The 18,601-nt window shown below is 50.4% G+C and carries 16 protein-coding genes; 10 read left to right on the top strand and 6 right to left on the bottom strand.

What is annotated here, in order from left to right; genetic code table 11:
• Window positions 1–158: 158 nt before the first annotated feature.
• The 3 genes from MRY86_RS03305 to MRY86_RS03295 form a co-directional block, all read right to left on the bottom strand.
• Window positions 159–3,746 (bottom strand): M1 family aminopeptidase, encoded by a 3,588-nt coding sequence (locus tag MRY86_RS03305; protein WP_293563135.1) that lies wholly within the window; start codon window positions 3,744–3,746, stop codon window positions 159–161.
• A 12-nt stretch (window positions 3,747–3,758) separates the two neighbouring features.
• A complete protein-coding gene (locus MRY86_RS03300) occupies window positions 3,759–4,631 on the bottom strand; it encodes an ABC transporter ATP-binding protein (RefSeq protein ID WP_293563136.1) in 873 nt (290 codons plus the stop codon).
• A gap of 294 nt (window positions 4,632–4,925) precedes the next feature.
• Window positions 4,926–6,572, bottom strand: a complete 1,647-nt coding sequence (locus MRY86_RS03295; RefSeq protein ID WP_293563137.1) for a hypothetical protein — start codon at window positions 6,570–6,572, stop codon at window positions 4,926–4,928.
• A 338-nt stretch (window positions 6,573–6,910) separates the two neighbouring features.
• On the opposite strand from MRY86_RS03295, the gene MRY86_RS03290 reads away from it, so the two are divergent.
• The 8 genes from MRY86_RS03290 to MRY86_RS03260 all read left to right on the top strand — a co-directional run bounded on the left by MRY86_RS03290 (window position 6,911) and on the right by MRY86_RS03260 (window position 13,988).
• A complete protein-coding gene (locus MRY86_RS03290; protein ID WP_293563138.1) occupies window positions 6,911–8,422 on the top strand; it encodes an ATP-binding protein in 1,512 nt (503 codons plus the stop codon).
• Between the two features lie 346 nt (window positions 8,423–8,768).
• Window positions 8,769–9,797, top strand: a complete 1,029-nt coding sequence (locus MRY86_RS03285; protein WP_293563139.1) for a hypothetical protein — start codon at window positions 8,769–8,771, stop codon at window positions 9,795–9,797.
• Between the two features lie 80 nt (window positions 9,798–9,877).
• Complete coding sequence (locus MRY86_RS03280; protein WP_293563140.1) at window positions 9,878–10,234, top strand: hypothetical protein; 357 nt, start codon at window positions 9,878–9,880, stop codon at window positions 10,232–10,234.
• Window positions 10,235–10,273: 39 nt separating this feature from the next.
• On the top strand, window positions 10,274–10,951 hold the full coding sequence (locus MRY86_RS03275; RefSeq protein ID WP_293563141.1) for a TlpA disulfide reductase family protein: 678 nt from the start codon (window positions 10,274–10,276) through the stop codon (window positions 10,949–10,951).
• A 60-nt stretch (window positions 10,952–11,011) separates the two neighbouring features.
• Window positions 11,012–11,842, top strand: a complete 831-nt coding sequence (locus MRY86_RS03270) for a hypothetical protein (protein WP_282781121.1) — start codon at window positions 11,012–11,014, stop codon at window positions 11,840–11,842.
• A gap of 128 nt (window positions 11,843–11,970) precedes the next feature.
• Complete coding sequence (locus MRY86_RS03265; RefSeq protein WP_293571013.1) at window positions 11,971–12,366, top strand: hypothetical protein; 396 nt, start codon at window positions 11,971–11,973, stop codon at window positions 12,364–12,366.
• A gap of 13 nt (window positions 12,367–12,379) precedes the next feature.
• The gene (locus MRY86_RS27130) at window positions 12,380–12,619 is read left to right on the top strand and encodes a DUF6624 domain-containing protein (protein WP_363325359.1); all 240 of its coding nucleotides are present in this window, start codon (window positions 12,380–12,382) and stop codon (window positions 12,617–12,619) included.
• 109 nt (window positions 12,620–12,728) lie between these two features.
• Window positions 12,729–13,988, top strand: a complete 1,260-nt coding sequence (locus tag MRY86_RS03260; RefSeq protein ID WP_293563143.1) for a TlpA disulfide reductase family protein — start codon at window positions 12,729–12,731, stop codon at window positions 13,986–13,988.
• 208 nt (window positions 13,989–14,196) lie between these two features.
• On the opposite strand, the gene MRY86_RS03255 is transcribed toward MRY86_RS03260, so the two are convergent.
• On the bottom strand, window positions 14,197–14,691 hold the full coding sequence (locus MRY86_RS03255; protein WP_363325360.1) for a YkgJ family cysteine cluster protein: 495 nt from the start codon (window positions 14,689–14,691) through the stop codon (window positions 14,197–14,199).
• A 94-nt stretch (window positions 14,692–14,785) separates the two neighbouring features.
• Between MRY86_RS03255 and MRY86_RS03250 the strand changes: the two genes are divergently transcribed.
• Entirely contained in the window at window positions 14,786–15,697 is a 912-nt protein-coding gene (locus MRY86_RS03250; RefSeq protein ID WP_293563145.1) for an EamA family transporter, read from the top strand.
• A gap of 143 nt (window positions 15,698–15,840) precedes the next feature.
• Here the strand turns inward: MRY86_RS03250 and MRY86_RS03245 are convergent, their stop codons facing one another.
• Window positions 15,841–16,197, bottom strand: a complete 357-nt coding sequence (locus tag MRY86_RS03245; RefSeq protein ID WP_282784883.1) for a nuclear transport factor 2 family protein — start codon at window positions 16,195–16,197, stop codon at window positions 15,841–15,843.
• A gap of 292 nt (window positions 16,198–16,489) precedes the next feature.
• On the opposite strand from MRY86_RS03245, the gene MRY86_RS03240 reads away from it, so the two are divergent.
• Window positions 16,490–16,990: a DUF1761 domain-containing protein gene (locus MRY86_RS03240; RefSeq protein WP_293563146.1), complete on the top strand. Its 501-nt coding sequence runs from the start codon at window positions 16,490–16,492 to the stop codon at window positions 16,988–16,990.
• 192 nt (window positions 16,991–17,182) lie between these two features.
• On the opposite strand, the gene MRY86_RS03235 is transcribed toward MRY86_RS03240, so the two are convergent.
• Window positions 17,183–18,601 (bottom strand): T9SS type B sorting domain-containing protein (locus MRY86_RS03235; RefSeq protein ID WP_293571011.1); only part of this gene is annotated, 1,419 nt, incomplete at its 5' end.

The following is an 18,601-nucleotide window of genomic DNA, read 5'->3' as shown; positions in this document are numbered from 1 at the left end:
AATTGGATAGGGAGAATGAAGGGAGCAAGGATACAACCTTTACAAAAGTACAAAAAAGGAAGTAGAACTAAATGGATTTTTTTGTAAGCCACTAAACAACAAGAGCGGTAGCCCTGTCCGGGCCGCCGCTCTGTTCTTCCTGTACGTGTATGGGCTGTTTATTCCGATTTCACCCGCTGTACATTATCATCCGGCATACGGTCAATGAGGTAGTAGTTGGGGTCGAAGCCCGCCTCGTAAGGGCGTTCGTCCACCACAATTTTGACCGGTGTTTCCTTTTTCTGAATCAACAGGCGTTCCTGATGCAGCACCCTGCCACGCTCTTCGTCCTCTTCGGGCTCCGCAAATACAGCCACATCTATATAGTCGCGGATTGGGATTTCCGTTTCCGTGCCCAGAGAGTCTGCCCGGAACTTGGTGGCATAGGCCGTGAAGCTGACCTCGTACTTTCCATTGTCCAGCTCCCGGTAGGCAGGATCCTGCACCCGGTTGTCAAACAGGGTGATGGTCTCGAACATATCGGTGATGAGGTATTGCAGGGAGTCTGGTGTTTGCGCCTTGAAGGCATCCACTAAGTGATGGGCATTGGGATAAGGCGGCTGCCGGTAGGCAAAGGAGTCGATGACGCTGCGCAGAGCCGCATTTACCCGGTCTTCCCCGATCATTTCCTTCAGATAGTACATCACCGCACTGCCCTTACGGTAGTGGATGTAGCCCTGATTGGCGTAGACTTCGAGCAGGGGCTTTTCCCGTTCGGTTTCCCGGCCCCTTCCCCGCAGGTAACTGTCCACCTCGTACTTTAGAAATTTGTGGATGCGCTCTTGCCCGTAGGATTCCTCCATCACCATTAGAGCGGAGTACTGCGCCAGGGTTTCAGAAAGCAAGGTAGCGCCCTGCATGCCCGAACCAATCACCTGGTGCGCCCACCATTGGTGCGCCATTTCGTGCGCGACTACGTAATAGACCATGTCCACATCTTTCTGGCCTTCTTCGATTTCTGCAATGAAGCCAATGCCTTCAGAGTACGGCATGGTGCCAGGGAAAGCCTGTGCAAAACTGGCATAGCGCGGGAACTCAATGATCCGGGCCTGCTTGTGTCGGTAGGGCGAGAAGTTTTTAGAATAATATGCCAGGGAGTTGCGGATACTGCTGGCCATATTTTCCACATTGTACTCGTGCCCTTCCTGATAATAGACTTCCACATCTACGTCCTGCCACTTTTCCCGTTCCACTTCATAGTCCGCAGAAATGAAGGAATAAAAATTCATAGACGGGTGGTCAAGCTTATATTGGAAGTAAACCCGGTCGCCTTCTTCCCACTGGCGCACCAGGGAGCCCGGTGCGACTGCCGTTTGCCCTTTTGTAGTGCTGATCGTCGTTTCGGCGGTTACCCAGTCGGCATGAAGCCCGAGATAGTGGTGGCGGCAGACGTAGCCATCGGTGCACTCGCGTTGTAAGGGGGGCATCACTTCCTGCTCCGGCAGATCGTACTTTTTGCGGTACCGCTTTTCCGAGATTTCCCGGCTCTTTTGATAGCCAAAGCTGGGAGTGATCTCGGTATTGTTGAAAAAGGAACCGTTTGGTACGATGGAGGTATTGCTGACTTCATTCTCAAAGCCCCGGTGGTCGATCTTGCCGGTGTACTGCATGCCGATGGTGTCGCCAGGTTGCAGGGCGGGCTCAAAGGCATAGAACTGCATTTGGAAGTCGGCTTCTTCCCGCACGAGCCGGGCCCCTTCAATGGTGATTTCGGTTTCAAAGTCATCAATGAGGTTCACGACCATCGTGTCAATCGGCTGGCCGGAGTTGTTGGTAAGGCGCAGTTGGGCTTTCACGTCCAGATCGCGCGCTTCGGGGTAGAGGTCGATTTCGTACTTCGCATCCACGATGTGCGGCTGCGGTTGCTTTTCCAGGTAGGAAAAGGTCTTTTCGTATGCCGCACTTAACTTTCTGGAAGCCTTCGGCGTATCGTAATCATTCAGCATTTGGGTATTGTAAAAGACAAAGCCTGCGGTCAGTACCCAAAGCCCGAGTAAGCCAATCATCGGCCACCGGCTGTGGCGCAAGCCCGCAGCAGCAGCCTGCCAGCGATTTTTCCAAACCGTATCCTTACCACGCACCCAGAAGAAGACCGTCCCGCCAATCAGGAGCAAGCTGAACAGGAACCAGTAAAGGTTGAACCAGACAAGCCCGGGGATAAAAGGCCCAAAGCCATTCATATCGGAGTACGTGTAGCTGGGGGTAGCGCCAAAGCTGAGCATATTGCTGAAAACATCCAGCGGCAGCCATATGAAGGCATTCACAATCAGAAAAGCCACCACGGCAAAGTACGCCAGGTACTTATTGTTGATTAGTGTATGGAAAAGCATGGACAGCACGGCTACAAAGAAGAAGCCCAGCAGGTCCAGCACCATCAGCTCTTTGAGGTAGACCCCCAATTCGTAGTGGGTATAGCCCTTGATGGTCTGTGCGACTACTCCGGTCAGGATAGAAATCAGTTGTAGGGCCGCAATAATGCCCGTCATGGCTAGTATTTTGGAAATCACCGGCACCCAGTTCGGATAAGGCAGGCTGCCGTAGATTTCATCCGCCTTGGCATCCCGCTCCTTCCAGATCAGTGCGCCGGAGTAGAAAATCAGGATGGCGATAACCGATAAATACATAGAGCCCCGGATATTGTCGATGATTCGGTAGGTAACCGGATAGAGGTCCAGCCCGTACCCTCCATTGACAGAGGCGATGCCCGGGGCCATATTCAGGATGCCAAACAGCAGGATCACCAGGAAAGGCGCCCCTTTGATCACACCCATAAAGTCGAGGCGGGCCTGGCTCAGCATTTGACGGAAGTATACCCCAAAGCCCTGCTGCAAGGCCACTTTTGGAAGCGCTACCGATGTGGTGGAGGCTACTTCCTCCGCAGCATCCGCTTGTTTTTTCTTTTTCTTATTGCGCAGCGTGAAAGAGAAACGGGTGTAAGTCAGGAACCAGATCAGTGCGCCTGCGCCCAGCCATATCGCCCGGTTGAGCAGCATCATGGGGTGAGCGCCCAGAGCCATGGTATTCTTTTCGGCTACGGTCCAGTATTTCGTTATGATTTGAAAGGTGCTCAGGCCGAAGGGGTCCACGAGCATGGCAATGTATTCGCTGTCAAGATCGGAAGTTTGAGAGACCGCGATGCCATACCCCACCAGCACACCCAATGCTCCAATGAAAGAGCCGATAGTGCTCCGGGTCAGCGTGGCAATACCGAAAATAATCGCCCCGATGAGCAGGGTGTTGGGGATACCGAAAAGCAGCATGCCCCAGAGGTCGCCGCTTAGATTTAGCGGGCCGAGCTGTTCGGGGGCTACCCAGGGTGCAAAGCTGCCCAGGATGCCAGCCAGGGTCACGCCCAATAATGGGATCAGCGCAATGATACAAGCGCCCAGGTAGCGCCCCATCAGGTAGGGGAACTTGCGCAAAGGCGTGGAAAAGATGATCTGATGCGTATTGTTGTTGAAGTCCCGCAGTGCCGCGCCCTGCATAAAGGCGGTAGACATGAGCAGCATGATGATCGACATATTGCCGTACATGCCCTGCAACACAAAGGGCGCATTTTTATGCACGCTGCCGTAGGACTGCCCGATAGTGACGTTGTCGCTCGTGACTGCGAAGAATACGAGCAGGGTATTCAGCAGCAAAAACACCCAAACCATTGGCCGCTTCAGCCAGTAGCGAAGCTCAAATTGTAGTATATTGGTAAGCATAGGGTCGGGGTTTTAGTTGACACCAAAGATTTTTCCGAAAAAGACATCCTCCAGGCTGGGGTCAGCCGCCTCGAAGCCATCGCCCGGGGCCGCCTCGCTGTACACGTGGATGAGGGGTTGCCCGGCCACGAGTTTGGAGGAGATGACCTGATGCTCCGCTTTGTAGCGATCCAGTTCGGCTTTGGCGACCGACTTTTCCCAGACCTTGCCGCTCATTTCCGAAAGGGCAGCATCGGGCGCACCGGTGAAGAGCAGGTTGCCCTCATTGATGATCGCCATATTGGTGCACAGCTCTTTGACGTCCTGCACGATGTGGGTGGAGAGGATGACGATGACGTTCTCACCGATCTCCGAGAGCAGGTTGTAGAACCGGTTGCGCTCTCCGGGGTCCAGTCCGGCGGTAGGCTCATCCACGATGATCAGCTGGGGGCTGCCAATGAGGCACTGGGCAATGCCAAAGCGCTGCCGCATACCGCCGGAGTAGCTGCTTACGGCCTTTTTGCGGTGTTCGTATAAATTAACCCGGTGGAGCAGGGCTTCGACCAGTTCTTTGCGCTCGCTTTTGCTTTGCACGCCTTTCAGCATGGCGATGTGGTCGAGCATAGCCGTAGCGGAGACTTTGGGGTATACCCCGAATTCCTGCGGCAGGTAGCCCAGGATTTGGCGGGTCGCCTGTTTGTCTTTGAGAATGTCTAAATCGCCCAGGCGTACGCTGCCCTCGTCTGCATCTTGTAGGGTAGCGATGATGCGCATCAGAGTCGATTTGCCGGCGCCATTGGGCCCCAGGAGCCCAAACATGCCTTTAGGGATGGAAAAACTTACGCCTTTCAGGGCTTGAGTGCCGTTGGGGTAGGTTTTGCTCAGGTGTTCTATGGTTAGTTCCATTGCACGGGTTTTGTTCTGAGTGCAATGATAGCAACCGTATATCATTTGGTGTTAGTTGGTTGGACTAAGCCGGGTGAGGATTCGACGAAAGTTGTTTTGGGTTGGTTTTGATACAATCGTATGGAGGAGAGGAATTAACCTAAACTTAATTTACACACGAATAGGAAATGCACAACGGATTACACATGACGCGAAGTGGTTTTGGCGGAGCCCATACCGGTTCGGTCAGTATAGAAACCAAGGCTCCTCCTGGATAATTGAAAATGCTAAACGATAGTCTAAAGCCTGCCTACTTTATTTGTGATAAACTGCAGCTTCTCCTGTCAGCTCCCAATGCCCAAGCGCAATAGGTATATTGCCCATCGCATTGAGCCGGTCAAAGAAATCCATAGGTACAAAATCGTCAGCCTCAGGTTCCTGCAAACGGGCAAAGTCTGCCATTGCTGCTTCGACCAGGTATTTTCCCGTAATGTAACTGGTCCCATAACCCGGTTGGCGCAGGTACAGGTGCTGCTCAAAGATCAACAACTCTTTTTCCGTTTTCATCCAGCCTCTTGGGGTGTACTCAGAATGAATCTTCCCTGCTTCCTCCATCGTCATTTCATTGGCGTGTGCATAGAGGGAACCCAGGCCCCGGGCGGCACGCTGGGCAATCAGGATGTACACAATTTCTCTTACTCTTGGGTCATCATCGTACAGTCCGGCCTGCAGGAACATTTCCTCCACAGCCGTAGCGACACCTTCACTGCGGGAATCAAAGATGTTATACAGAAGGGCATCACGTCGAATTTCATTGGGATGAGGCTCATTATCCATACGGGCCAGTTCAAACCAGTGGTAAAAGTGGGAATAAAGGGGACGTGGATCATAGTGCGCCGTAATCCAGAAGAAGTGCCGGTCTTCCTCCGGGATGTACGCCCCCAGGTGTTCGCGGAGTGCAGGTTCAAAATATGCTTTGACCGTTACCATCTGATCCTGTTCTAAAAAGTGGAGTAAACTTTTCGCAGACCGCTCTGCCAGCTCGGCGTAAGCTTCGGGGCTGTTGGCCGCTGTCAGTTCCGGAAGGTCACGATTGCGATGCTCCTCCAGCTTTAGCGCGGACCAGGCCCGGGCAAGTTCCCGCTTCATGAGCATTACCTCGTCCTCCCAGGTCATGGGTACAAGATGAACATTTTGCAGATACCAGGTATAGTTGTCTTTTCCGATTCCTGAAGGGCCAGTCTTATTGCCGGCTTCAGCCTCCAGCCAACGGACGAGCTCATCTGTGGAGGCGATGGCAGCTTCTATGGTTTCCATCAACTCCTCGTCACCTTCCACGCCCGGTTGTTGCAGTATGGCTTTCAGGTCGCTGCTTTGGTTGCGGATATCCCGTATTCCGGCTATCCACAGATCACGGGCATTACCCGTCAGGTTGAGCTGAGCTTGTTTATTGAGGGGAGGGATGACTTTAAGGTCCTCAATAAGCCGCGCTCTTTCTGAAGTGCTCAGCGGAAACGCGTATGTCCATATTTCAGTCGTGTGATGATGTGTTGGCCCTTCGTGGGCAGGCACATCAGACCTGTAGGTCCAGAGTGATTTATAAAATGCAGGGTCTCTTGCCCAGGGGCGCAGGATGCGTTCATTGAAATCATAGCCATTCATTTCTGCCCAAACCAGCGCCCAGTCCACCCGCTGTGGAACCGTCCATCCACTGGTATCCATAGCCCAAAGCGCTTCCTGCAACTGCTCAAAAGCAGGCCGGCGGGCTTTGAATGTCTGAGTGGTATAATCTGGTGCCCCTTCGCGTAAAGGAGGCGTTTCAAAAGCACGCCATTCCTGGAATAAACTTTTAAGCGCCGCATAGCTCGCCGGAGTGGATTTGCTGGTATGCGCACTGCCCGGCTGGATGGAAAAGAGCAAAAAAGAAGATATTAATATGGACAGGAAACGGGAGGTGTTCATTCGTTTTTTGTAGCAATATACGAAAACGCCTAAACAGGAAGGAGGCTACAAGGCGGGAAAACAAGAGGGCAATGGCTGTTGTGCCTAAAGATGAATAGGGCTTTATTCGATGCAGGGGCATTTTACCTTTTCCTTTCAAATTAGGAAGCCTTAAAAAAGACTATACCGATAGCGCCTCCCGCAACCGCTTCGCCACCTCATTAGCGGCCGGTCAGATCGTCGTATTCTTCAGCGTTAAATCCAGGATTTGGGGAAGCGCTGTCCACAAGAGGCGACTTTGGCGCACTTCTGACCGCCGCCCCTTGCGTATCCGCTCCAAAAGGCTGTATCTTGCCCCTATGAAGTACCCCATTGGCATACAAAGCTTTCGCAAAATCCGCGAAGAGGGATATGTATATGTGGATAAGACTAAGCAAATTCACAATTTGGTATCTGTTGGGAAGTACTATTATTTTATTCGCCCGCGCCGCTTCGGCAAGTCGCTCCTGTTGTCTACATTGTACGAGTTGTATACCGGTCAGGAAGCGCTGTTCCGGGATTTATGGATACATGCGCACTGGGATTGGCAGGCAGCGCCCCGGCCAGTCATCTGGCTGAAGTTTGCCCAGATAGATTACAAAACGAAAGGGTTGGAGGCAGCGCTGTTGACCGAGGTCCATCGTATCGCGAAGGAGCTGGGGGCCAGCCTTTCTGAAGATACCCTGAAAAGCAGTTTTTCGGAATTGCTGTACGAGGTGGGGCGATCGCAGAAAGTTGTACTGCTCATAGATGAGTACGACAAACCCATCATTGATTTTCTGGACGACACGCCGCAAGCAGAAGCGAACCGGGATGTCCTGAAGAATTTTTACTCGGTGCTCAAAGATGCTGACCCCTATATCGAGTTTTTGTTCCTGACCGGGGTGTCCGCCTTCAGCAAAGTGAGTATTTTTTCGGACCTGAACAACCTGTCCAACATTACCCTTTCCCCTCAGGGCTACACCTTGCTGGGCATCACACAGGAAGAGCTGGACACGGTTTTTGAAACTCCCATGCAGGCCCACGACCGCAGCAAAGTGCGCGAGTGGTACAACGGCTACAGCTGGGGCGGGGAGGAGCGCCTGTACAACCCATTTTCCATCCTGCGTTTTTTACAGAGCGGGCAGTATCAGAACTACTGGTTTGAGACGGGCACACCGACGTTTCTGGTCAAAGAAATGCGCGACAAGCAGTTCTACGAGGTCTCAGGGATAGAAGCAGCAGTAAGCGACCTGAGCAACTTCGATTACCGTCACCTCAACCCTGTCAGTGTACTGTTTCAAACCGGCTACCTAACGATCCGTCACTACGAGCCAGAAGACTACCTGTACACATTGGATTACCCCAATAAAGAGGTCCGTTTTTCTCTGGAGCAGGTGCTGTTGGCTACTTATCTGGGGCATCCATCGGAGAGCCCGCTGCCCCGGATTGTCCATTTGAGGCGTGCTTTGCAGCAGAAAGACTTACCATCAGCCATTGACATCCTAAATGCGGCTTTCGCCGAAATCCCCTACGAGCACTGGCAAAAAGAGAATGAGCACTTTTACCACGCGCTCATCCATTTGATTTTCCGGTTGCTGGGCGTGTATGTCCGCTCCGAAGTCCACACGGCCCGCGGCCGCTGCGATGCCCTTGTGGAAACCGCTGACTACCTTTACGCCTTCGAGTTCAAGCTCGACCGGCCGGTGGCAGAAGCCCTGCAGCAAATCCGGGAGAAAGGCTACTTGTCTGCCTACGCGGACAGCCCAAAGGAGAAGATTGGCGTGGGCGTCAGTTTTTCTACGGAGCAGAAGGGGATTGTGGATTGGGCGGTGGAGGGTACCAAGCTTTAGAGTAGATCAAGGGGAATTCAGTGTTTACAACAGATTAAAGGGATGTTTTTTTGCTTAGGCAGCTAAAAAAATGCAGAGTGCAAAATTTTTGCACTCTCATTTTCTAATATTGTAGGGAGGTTCCAGCTGCATAAAAGGCAACTGAAGTGTTTTGCTTGTGTTTTTTGTGGTTCTAGGCCATGAAAATCAAGGCGGGAGCTATAAGCCCACGAGGTTTCTATGTGAAAGGGGATGCAGTAGTTAAGGTTTAAAGCCTAACAGGTGAAACAGTAGGAATAGCCTGCAAGCTGCTTTCTGTTGGAGTTCGCTAAGGGTGTGATCTCTCTCTAATTTAAGCTGAAGAAATATGACAGTGAGAAAAGTGCTTTTTTGCCTCATTTTGTTAAGTACTGCCCTGATCTTGGACGCGAAATCCTTTGAAAAGTACATGTATTTTTCCAATAAGGCAGAGTTGTTAATTGCACAGGAGCGTTATCAAGCGGCGGTTATGCAATACGATTCAGCTTTTGCCTACTGGGAGAAACCATTTGCTGCGGATTACCGAAATGCCTTGCAATGTGCGGTTATCGGTGATAACATGGAAAAAGGCTACCGGTATGCAAGAGCATTGATGTTGTTAGGCTGTGACATCGACTTTTTTCGCAAACAGGCAAGATTAAAGAAGTTCCGTGCATCAAAGGCGTGGCGGCAGTTGATTGATGAATATGCAGCGCTTAGACAGGCTTACCTTGAGCGTTGTAACTGGCAGCTGCGCTCCAAGCTTGAACAATTAAAAGGCAGAGATCAATACTGGCGAAATCAGGATCCGACCTATACTATCTTCCCGGATTCAACATACAAAGAGGACAAAGAAATCATGAAGGACTTGTTGTCTTGTTTGAAAGATGGCTATCCTACTGAATGGGAGATAGGTGTGTTTATCAGCCGTGATACGGTTTTAGAAAGTGACCCGATTAGTATTTTGCTCTACCACAATTATGTGAGCGATGAAACCTATAAGGAAGGCCCTGATCTCACTGAGCAGTTGCTTGGATGCGTAAAGTCGGGACAGCTGCATCCTGAAGTATTCGCATCACTGCATAATAGGTCTGGCGGCTATCGTGTTATGGAAGGTTATGGTTACGACAGCTTCGTTTATTTGATTAAGGGGAAATATTACACGGAGAAAAGGTCGGCAGCTCAGATTAACAGTATGGAACAGCTGCGTAGTGAGATTTGGCTTGATAGCCTTGAAGAAATGAAAGAGAAGTTCGTTTTTCAAAATTGTCTAAATAAAGGGCATTTCGGTTTTTTTCAAGGGAGTTTTTTGAGTATAGATGATATGCCTATCCCACTATTGCAGCAGTTTTTTGAGGAGGTCGAAGAATGTAAGTGACGTGGTTTAAGGTATTTTAACCTCATAACCTGCCGGTAAAGCAAAATAGAGCAGGCACTTTAACCTCAAAATTCTTAATCATGAAGCATTTATTTTTTATGGTTCTTCTAGGGCTGACGGTGTTCAACTGTTCTCACGCACAGGAGGGCTGGCAGCCTATCGGCGAGCTCCAGGATGGCAAAGAGGTACTGACAGCTGATAAGGCTGAGCTACTACGGGCTTACAACCAAAATCTACAGCGGTTTTCAGGTGTTAATGGTGAGTTCACGGACGTTAGAATAGAAACCGGCGCTCAGGGAGCTTATGCATTGGTGTTTTCGAGCAAAGCCTGTAAATCTACATTACTGGTGGAACAAGCAGATGATGGCACTGTATTGAGAGCCAATGGCACGATTAGTTGTAATACTGCTGATTGTACTCACGAAAACGGCATCTAATTCCAGAAGGCAATAGATATAACCATCAAAAAAAGACTCATGGAAACCAAAGTTGCTCCCTCCAGGCACTACCTGCACTTATCCTGCTTTATTGCAGCCCTCCTGCTGATATTGTTATTCTATTCCTGTCAGCGCAATGATATCTACAATGACCACCTTGAAGCCTGCATGCAAGACGTACAGACCAGTACATTTGAAGTGGTTGGAACCGGCGAAACAGGTGTTGTTTATTCAGGGTTCGATGTAAAATGCCTGATTGGTGCCCCATTGCCTGATTTTGAGGCAGTCGATATCGATGGCAGGAAGGTTAGTGCCTCCCGTTTGAGAGGGAAGGTGACGGTGATCAACTTCTGGTTCAAGAAATGTGCCCCCTGCATCGCAGAAATCCCGCAACTCAATCAGTTAGTAGCCAAGTATGGAGATGAGGAAGTCAACTTTATAGCCCTGACGAGGGATGCCAAAGCAGAAGTGCAAAAAGTGCTGGACTTAAAACCCTTTCACTTCAATCAGGTGCCCGATGCTGAAGCAATCATCAAAGATCGCTTCAGGATGATATTGGGCTATCCGAGTACCATAGTGGTAGATCAAACCGGGCATATTGTTGAGGTGTTCCGGGGCGCCAAATTGGAAACGGACCCTGCTGTTCCGGTGGCTGCTGCGGTTGATACTTTGCTGGGGCAGTTATTAGACAATGGTGAGAAAAAAGGGGATATTTAACGAGAACTTGATTTGGAGACATTTGTCTGCCTCATTAGGAAATGATTTCAAGACCTTTTTATGAAGCTGAAATTCAATGCACTAAATCGTACTCGTTCCTGCCTCCTCTGCATCCTGTTAGTAGGTTGTAGCCCACCTAAACCATACATCCCTAATTGTCCGGAAGCACTTAGTGTCTCATCCTGTGAAGAATTTAAAGTGAAGCTGCTACAGGCGTATGAAGAGGGGGATGACTTTCAGGTAGCATTCCAATTGTCTAACCTGAAGGCTCCGAATGAACTTGTTTACAAACACCTCAAAAATGCAGTGCAAAACAATGTAAACCATTGTGAGTCCATCTTCGATATGAACAGAATGGCGGTAAATCATGGTTTTTATCAAAACCCTTACAAAGCGGATACTGCCCGGTTTTACGAGGTTTTTAACCTTTGTCTTAAAATGCTTGGCGAAGAAGCTTATGAAAAATTCGATCAAAAAGAAAAACTTGAAGAAGAAACCTACCGAAATAGCCGCCCTAAACTAGACTCCTCATTACTGATCCCTGATCTGATAGAAATACTGTCGCAAGCCCTGGAGGACGATCAGAAATACCGGGCTCAGCTTGGAGATCAAAGGCTGGATTTCTCAGAAAAAGACCGTGAGCAAATGTGGAGCCTGCAATCCCGGCTAGACTCGATTAACCTGCTCAGAATTGACACTGTCCTAACGCATCACGGATATCCAGGAACCCATCAAGTTGGCCATGAACTGGTCGATGTTGTCTGGCTTGTACTTCATCATCAAGTGGACATCAGCGTAAGGAAAAAGTACCTGAAAGAAATCGAAATACATCTTTCGGAGGGGCAACTAGAGGTATACAATCAAAGAACCAGAAACCTGGAAACCAGGTAATAGTGTAGACTTGCGTCGAATCCAGAATCTGGGGGAAGCCAAAGTGGATGTCCGCTTTAACACCAAAATATGAAATGCCATGCTGCTATGATCCGGATAATGAATATCGTGTAGTAAAACATAAACCTATGTATCCAAATTTAAACACCGCAATCCGTCTTATTTACTTCTTTACCCTTCTTGTAGGCCTATCCCTGGCCGGCTGTTCAGGGAATAATATTAAAGAACCTTTAAGGAAGCTATCGAGAGATGAAATCTTAGAGCTGAAGGAAAATCAACGCTGGTCATTAGATGATGCAGCATTCGAGACAACCGATCGTGACAAAGCCACTGCTAGCGAACTAGAGCGCTTTAAAAGAGGGGAGTGGGCTGCTGATTACTATGCGGATGAAAGCCATAACATTCGAAGCGTTGTAATTCGCCCCGCAACGTATAAGGATAATATTTTAGCCATTCTGATTAAAAACATTGGGTACCATCCTGGCGACAAGTGTCAAGGTATTTTGGGCATTCATACAGCATAATGAGAAGGAACAGATGGCTTACTATTTCCGATACATTGAAGGGTTGGTCCAATCAGGTGATTTGCACCCTGAAAGATTGGCTTTATTGACCGACCGGTTACTGGTTTTCAACGACTATAAACAGGTATATGGGAGTCAAATTGTAAATGGCGAACTGCACCCTATTGAAAATCCCGACTCTGTTGATTACAGGAGGTTAGAAATAGGGTTGGAACCTTTGAGCGAGTACCTGGAAAGATTTGATTTAGAATGATGGAATACTTTTCTTGAGGAGTGAACTCAATCAATGCAGCTCACGCAAGTGGGCGTGCGTGGTCTGGCTTCAAAAATACTAGATTTTGATTTTAAAAGCGAACGCCAAAATGAAAGCAGTGCATCTAATCTTTTGTTTGGTTCTTTTTTCCTTATCCAATTGCAATGGAAAAGACATCGACAGCCCTGGCCCTGCGGTCATTATGGGGACGATAGAGAACCATGATCCCGATGACCAACTTCTGTACTATACCTATTTGACGGGGCAGCCTGTAAAAATAATTAACGGGCAATATAAGATCGAACTGGACATTCAGGAACCAAGTCTTATCAGCCTGAAATACAACAGAATGGTCCCCTGGGATATATACGTGAAACCGGGAGATAGTATTCGGGTCGCATTCGAACGGTTTGATTGGCTGAATTTTTATACTTCCCTTCAATATGCTGGCGACCGGGCCCAAGCCAATACCAGGCTTTTTCAGTTGAATCAGCTCCTGAATGAGGGCTTCATGGACCGGGGATTCTTCAGGATGGAAGCGTCCGTTTTTACCAATCAGCTCTTGGCTTTGAAACAGAAGAGTGACCATTTGATCGCAACCTGGGAAAAAGAAAAAGAGCCGGACAAAGCGTTCATTCAGTTCGTTCGGCAACTCCGCGATTATACCCTGGCCTACTACGCTTGTATTTATCCTTCCCAGATTTCCGTTACTACCGGAGCTCCCTATGGCCCTGCTACAGATGCTCTATCCGGAATGATGGTTCCTGCCAGAATGGACGACAAATACCTGCATCAGCCGATCCTGGGCAGCTATATCTTGGAACGCTTGGATTACCATTTCCGCCTGCAAAATTCCCCAGGCCGCTCCGACAAACTGTCACGGAAACTCCAACTGATTGACTCCTTGTATACCGACCCTTTCTTTAATGAATACGCCAGATTTCAAATGCTAAACGAACAAATGAGGAGCTCCGGTATAGATCAGGCATTGGAAAAGGCTTATAAATCTTTCGTAACGGTTGCTCAAAATGAAGCGTATAAAAAGACGCTGAGCGACTGGTATGAAAACAGTAATCTCATCCAAGAGGGCAGAGCCCCTGATTTTTCATTCGTCGACGCTGAAAATCGCCCCTTTAAACTAAGCCAGTTGAACAGCACATACGTGTACATTGATGTGTGGGCTACCTGGTGCGGCCCCTGCCTGCAGGAACGGCCGGCTTTTGAACGACTAATGGACGATCTCAAAGACCGTTCTGACATCACTTTTTTGTCCATCTCCCTTGATGAAAATGAGGAAAGATGGCGGGATATGGTGATGAAGAAGGACATGAAAGGCATTCATCTTCTTGCGGAAGGGGCTTTTCAGTAACCTTTTGCGAAGGCATTCCAAATCGCAGGAATTCCCAGGTTTATATTGCTGGGAAAGGATCGCAGAGTGCTCGATTCAGCTGCGCCAAGGCCAAGTCAGGAAGGCGTTGAGCAGATTTTTGAAGGAGGGGACCCTTCCGAAGATTAGATTTGATTAGGCGTATTTATTTGAGTCTTTTTTCCCCCTGAGTAGCAAATTAGAGCCAGCCTTACGCCGGTAGCGCCTCCCGCAACCGCTTCACCACCTCATAAGCGGCCGGGCAGATCGCCGTATTCTTCAGTGTCAAATCCAGAATCTGGTGGAAGCCCTTGTGGTTGGTGTGCGGGTACTCGGCGCAGGCCTTTGGACGGTACTCGTAGATGGAGCAGTAGTTGTCGCTGCCGAGGAAGGGGCAGGGCGTTTCGTTGAGGACGTAGTCGCCTTCTTCATCGAGGTGAAGGTATCGGTCCACGAATTCGGCTGGGCGCATTTTCAAATGACTGGCGATGCGCTCGATATCGCGGTCACGGAATATGGGGCTGGTCGACTTGCAGCAGTTGGCGCATTGCAGGCAGTCGGTCTCTTCAAACACCTCATCGTGCAGCTGGGCAACGGTGGCGTCCAACTGCCGGGGCGGCTTTTTTTTGAGCTTTTGGAAATACTTTTTATTCGCCCGCTTATCGCTTTTCGCCCGCTGCCTGAGGTGCTGCAGGCGGGTAGGCATGTCTTCCTTGAGCGGTTCCTCCTCCATCGTTACAACTTTTGATCCTTGCTCTGGTTTTTTAGTGGTCTGCATCAGAAAACAAAGATCGTAAATTTTGAACGCAACATCCACTCCACCCAAAGCAGAAGTTGAACAGGACAGCCGCCCGGACCTGATGAGCTGGGTTATCCTCGTAACCCTGAGCCTGATTTGGGGCAGTTCTTATATCCTCATCAAAAAGGGGCTGGTGGTCTACTCCAGCACGGAGGTAGCCTGCCTGCGCCTGGCGATCTCGGCCTTGTGCTTTCTGCCCTTCCTGCTTTATCAGTTCCGGAAAGTGGACTGGTCGCGCTGGCCGTTTCTGGTCATTGTGGGACTGACAGGTACGGCTATCCCGGCCTTTATGTTCGCGATTGCTCAGACAGAGATCAGTAGTTCTATGGCGGGCGTGCTCAACTCTTTGGTGCCTTTGTTTACGCTCGTCCTGGGTGTGCTGCTATTCGGGGCAAAGGCGCGCTGGCTTAAGCTACTGGGGGTGCTCATCGGACTGGCAGGAGCGGCTACGCTCATCCTCTTCAGCCGGGAGGCGGGCATGGAGGGCAACCCCTGGTACGGGCTGCTGGTGATCGTCGGCTGTATCTGCTATGCCATCAATTCCAATACCATTGCGAAGTACCTGAAGGAGATGAAGTCGCTCATCATAAGTGCTACTTCTTTTACGATCGTGGGTGTTCCAGCTTTTGCCTATCTGTTTCAGACCGATGTGCTACCCAAACTGGAAAACACCGCCGGTGCCTGGGAAGCACTCGGCTACGTTGCACTGCTCAGCATTATGGGTACCGTGCTCGCCTCCCTGATTTTCTTCCAGCTTATCAAGCGTACCACTCCGGTATTTGCCTCCATGATCAGCTACCTGGTGCCTATGGTGGCGGTCTCCTGGGGCTTTCTGGACGGAGAGGTGATTTCTGTGATTCACTTTTTGGGGATGGGGTTGATTTTGAGTGGGGTTTATTTGGTGAAGCAATAAAAAAATGGCTGCTCACAAACTATAGCAGGCAGCCACCCAAAACATTACCTTTGCGTCTATACATGACGCGAAGCAGATTTAGACCCGTGCTGACCGATAGCGTCAGTAGCCCTAAACCACTTCGTCGTCGGCATAGCTTAAAATTACCCAGCGTTGTAGTAAAAACGCTCGTGCACGATCTGGTCACCTTCCCATTTCTGTACAGCCACCTGCTCCATCTGAACGCGGTTGCCATCCTTGAAGGTCACTTCCATCATGTTTTCAACAGTCGTGATCCCGTTTTCTTCGTCTGAAGTTAAGCTGTGTACCTTCAAGTCATGAAACTCCTGTACGTTGTTGAGGAACTGCTCCTCGTATTCACGGCAGGCCGCCTTGCCGGTACGCTTGCCCGTTGGCTCTTCCATGATGACGCCCTCTGCGTAGTACTTCTCAAAAGCGTCCATCAGTTTGCCCTGACCGAGCATGTTGTAAATATCCTGTGCTTTTTCCTTGTAAGTCATAATTGATTAATTTTGGTGTTTAAACATTAAATGTCTGCACGCTGAAATAGTTCGCAAGAGGCCGGCTTTTTTCAAAAAAAATGAAGGGGTTTTTTCCTTTTGCCTATTTTTAGGGACGGAAACAAAATAAGGTAGACCGTTTGAGGTTTTGCTAAATTTCGTAAGCAGCTGAAAACTTGGAAGTTGTGTTGAAATTTAGCAAAGCCTAAAGGAGAAAACGGCCTGGCCTACCGCGTGGCGCGACAGGCGCTATTTCCGTCAAAATATTCAGTCAGACTAAAACCTTATCACCATGGAAATGAATTGGATTGCAATCGCCGTAAGTGCGCTCATACCGCTGGTTGTTGGCGCGATTTGGTACAACCCAAAAGTACTGGGCAAAGCCTGGATGCAGGCGAGCGGCGTCACAGAAGAACAAGTGCAGACCGGCAATATGCTGGTGATCTTTGGGCTTACTTACGTTTTTGGGCTGCTGGCCTCTCTTACCTTAAGTTTCTTGGTCGTGCACCAGGGGCATCTGTACTCCATCCTGGTTAATGAACCGGGCTTCGGGGAGGAGGGTTCGGACATCATGCGGTACATCGGGGACTTTATGGCCAATTACGGGGATAACTTCCGCACTTTCAAGCACGGTGCCTTCCATGGCCTGATGACCGGGATTACCTTTGCTTTGCCCATTATTGCCATCATCGCACAATTTGAGCGCCGCCCCTGGAAGTACATCTGGATCCACGCCGGCTACTGGGCCCTGACGCTTATGCTCATGGGCGCTGTCATTAGCGGGTGGCAGTAATTTTTCACCGGGCGCAATTGTCCGCAAAGCTCGTCAGCTTAGATATGGATTGGGTTCACACAGAGCCCGCAAAGGAGGGTCACGCAAAGTCCGCAATGTTGGTCAGTGCGGCCTACCACGCCGCGCCCTTTGCGTGACCCTTTCCGCCCGCTGCGTGGGCCCCTTCCGTCCTTCGCGTGACCATCTTCCCAGCTACCGCACCAACATCACCCCGCCTTCACGCTCTACCTCCAGTTCCTGCCCGCAGTAAAAGACCTGCCCCTTCAGATGGTAGACATACAGACCGGTATTCATCAGCGTGCCTTTGAATACACCATTCCAGCCCAGTGCCGGATCGGTGCTTTCCAACAGCTGATTGCCCCAGCGGTCAAAAACCATCAGCTTGAAGGACTGCCACTCCAGGCCCGGTGCCGGGTACGCCCGGAAGGTATCGTTATTGCCATCCTCATTGGGGGAGAAGGCGGTGGGCAGGTAAAGGAGAGCCGCTTCGTCCACCCGTGGAGCGGTGACGTTGAAGTTCAGCGTCAGCACCTCACAGGCGTTGCTGAGGGTCAGTTGGTAAGTGCCGGCAGTATCGAACTGCGCCATCGGGCCACTTTCCCCATTGCTCCAGTTGTAGGAAAGCTCTGATTCTGTGCCGGAGAGCACCACGGCATCTACTGTAGTCGATGGTGTTTCGCAATTGCCGGGCTGAATATCGAGTTCGGCCTGCAGGGGCGGCAAGGCCTCAACGGTGGCCATGAGTGTAGCCGTGCAACCATTGCTGGTATTGGTGACGGTCAGGCTGTATTCGCCAGCGCTCAGGTCGCTGAATGCCGGGTCGCTCTGTGTAGGGAAACCTTGCAGGGTGAAGGTCAGTGGTTGCTGGGAGCTATCCTGAATCACCAATGCCCCTGTACTGCCTTCCGGGCAACTGGGAGCTGTGGTTGCTGTAGGCATGGGAGCAGATAGTTCTTCCACCTGCACCAGCACAACAGAGTCGCACCCTTCGCTATTCGTCAGTTCCAGCTGCAGGGAATCGCCCGGGCTGAGGGATTGCCCTTCAAAATCAATGGTCGTTCCGGTACAGGCTTCGAGATTGATGGTGGTGAAGTTGGGTTCGGCCGGTTCCACTTCCACAAACACGAGGGAGTCACAGCCCGCCGCGCTTTGGAAAGTGAATACCGTGTCCTGCCCCGCCTGCAGCTCGGTACCATTGTAATCAATACTTGCTCCTTCACAGGCGGATAGGGCGATATTAGTCTCCAGAGCTTCCACCGCCTCTACCTCTATTGTAACCACAGAGTCGCATCCATTGGCATTGAAAAAGGTGAAGTTGGCGGACCCGCCCGCCGGGATTGCCGTGCCTTCGTACAAATAGTCCGTGCCCGCACAGGCTTGCACCTGTAGGGTGGAATCGGTGGGCAATAGCGTTCCGACCACCACCGTGACTACAGAATCGCAACCGTTAGCATTGGTGAAGGTGAAGTCCTGTTGTGTTCCGGCAGGCACCGGCGTGCCAAGGTAGTCTGCGCTTTCGCCCTGGCAAGCGGCGAGATTGATCGTGGAATCGGTTGGCAGGAGGGTTTCTACAACTACGGTGACCACGGAATCGCATCCATTGGCATTGGT

The sequence above is a fragment of the Phaeodactylibacter sp. genome (assembly GCF_022763345.1).
Lineage (GTDB): Bacteria > Bacteroidota > Bacteroidia > Chitinophagales > Saprospiraceae > Phaeodactylibacter.
Note: the sequence above shows the minus strand (reverse complement) of the source record. Positions and strands in the feature narration are given on the sequence as shown.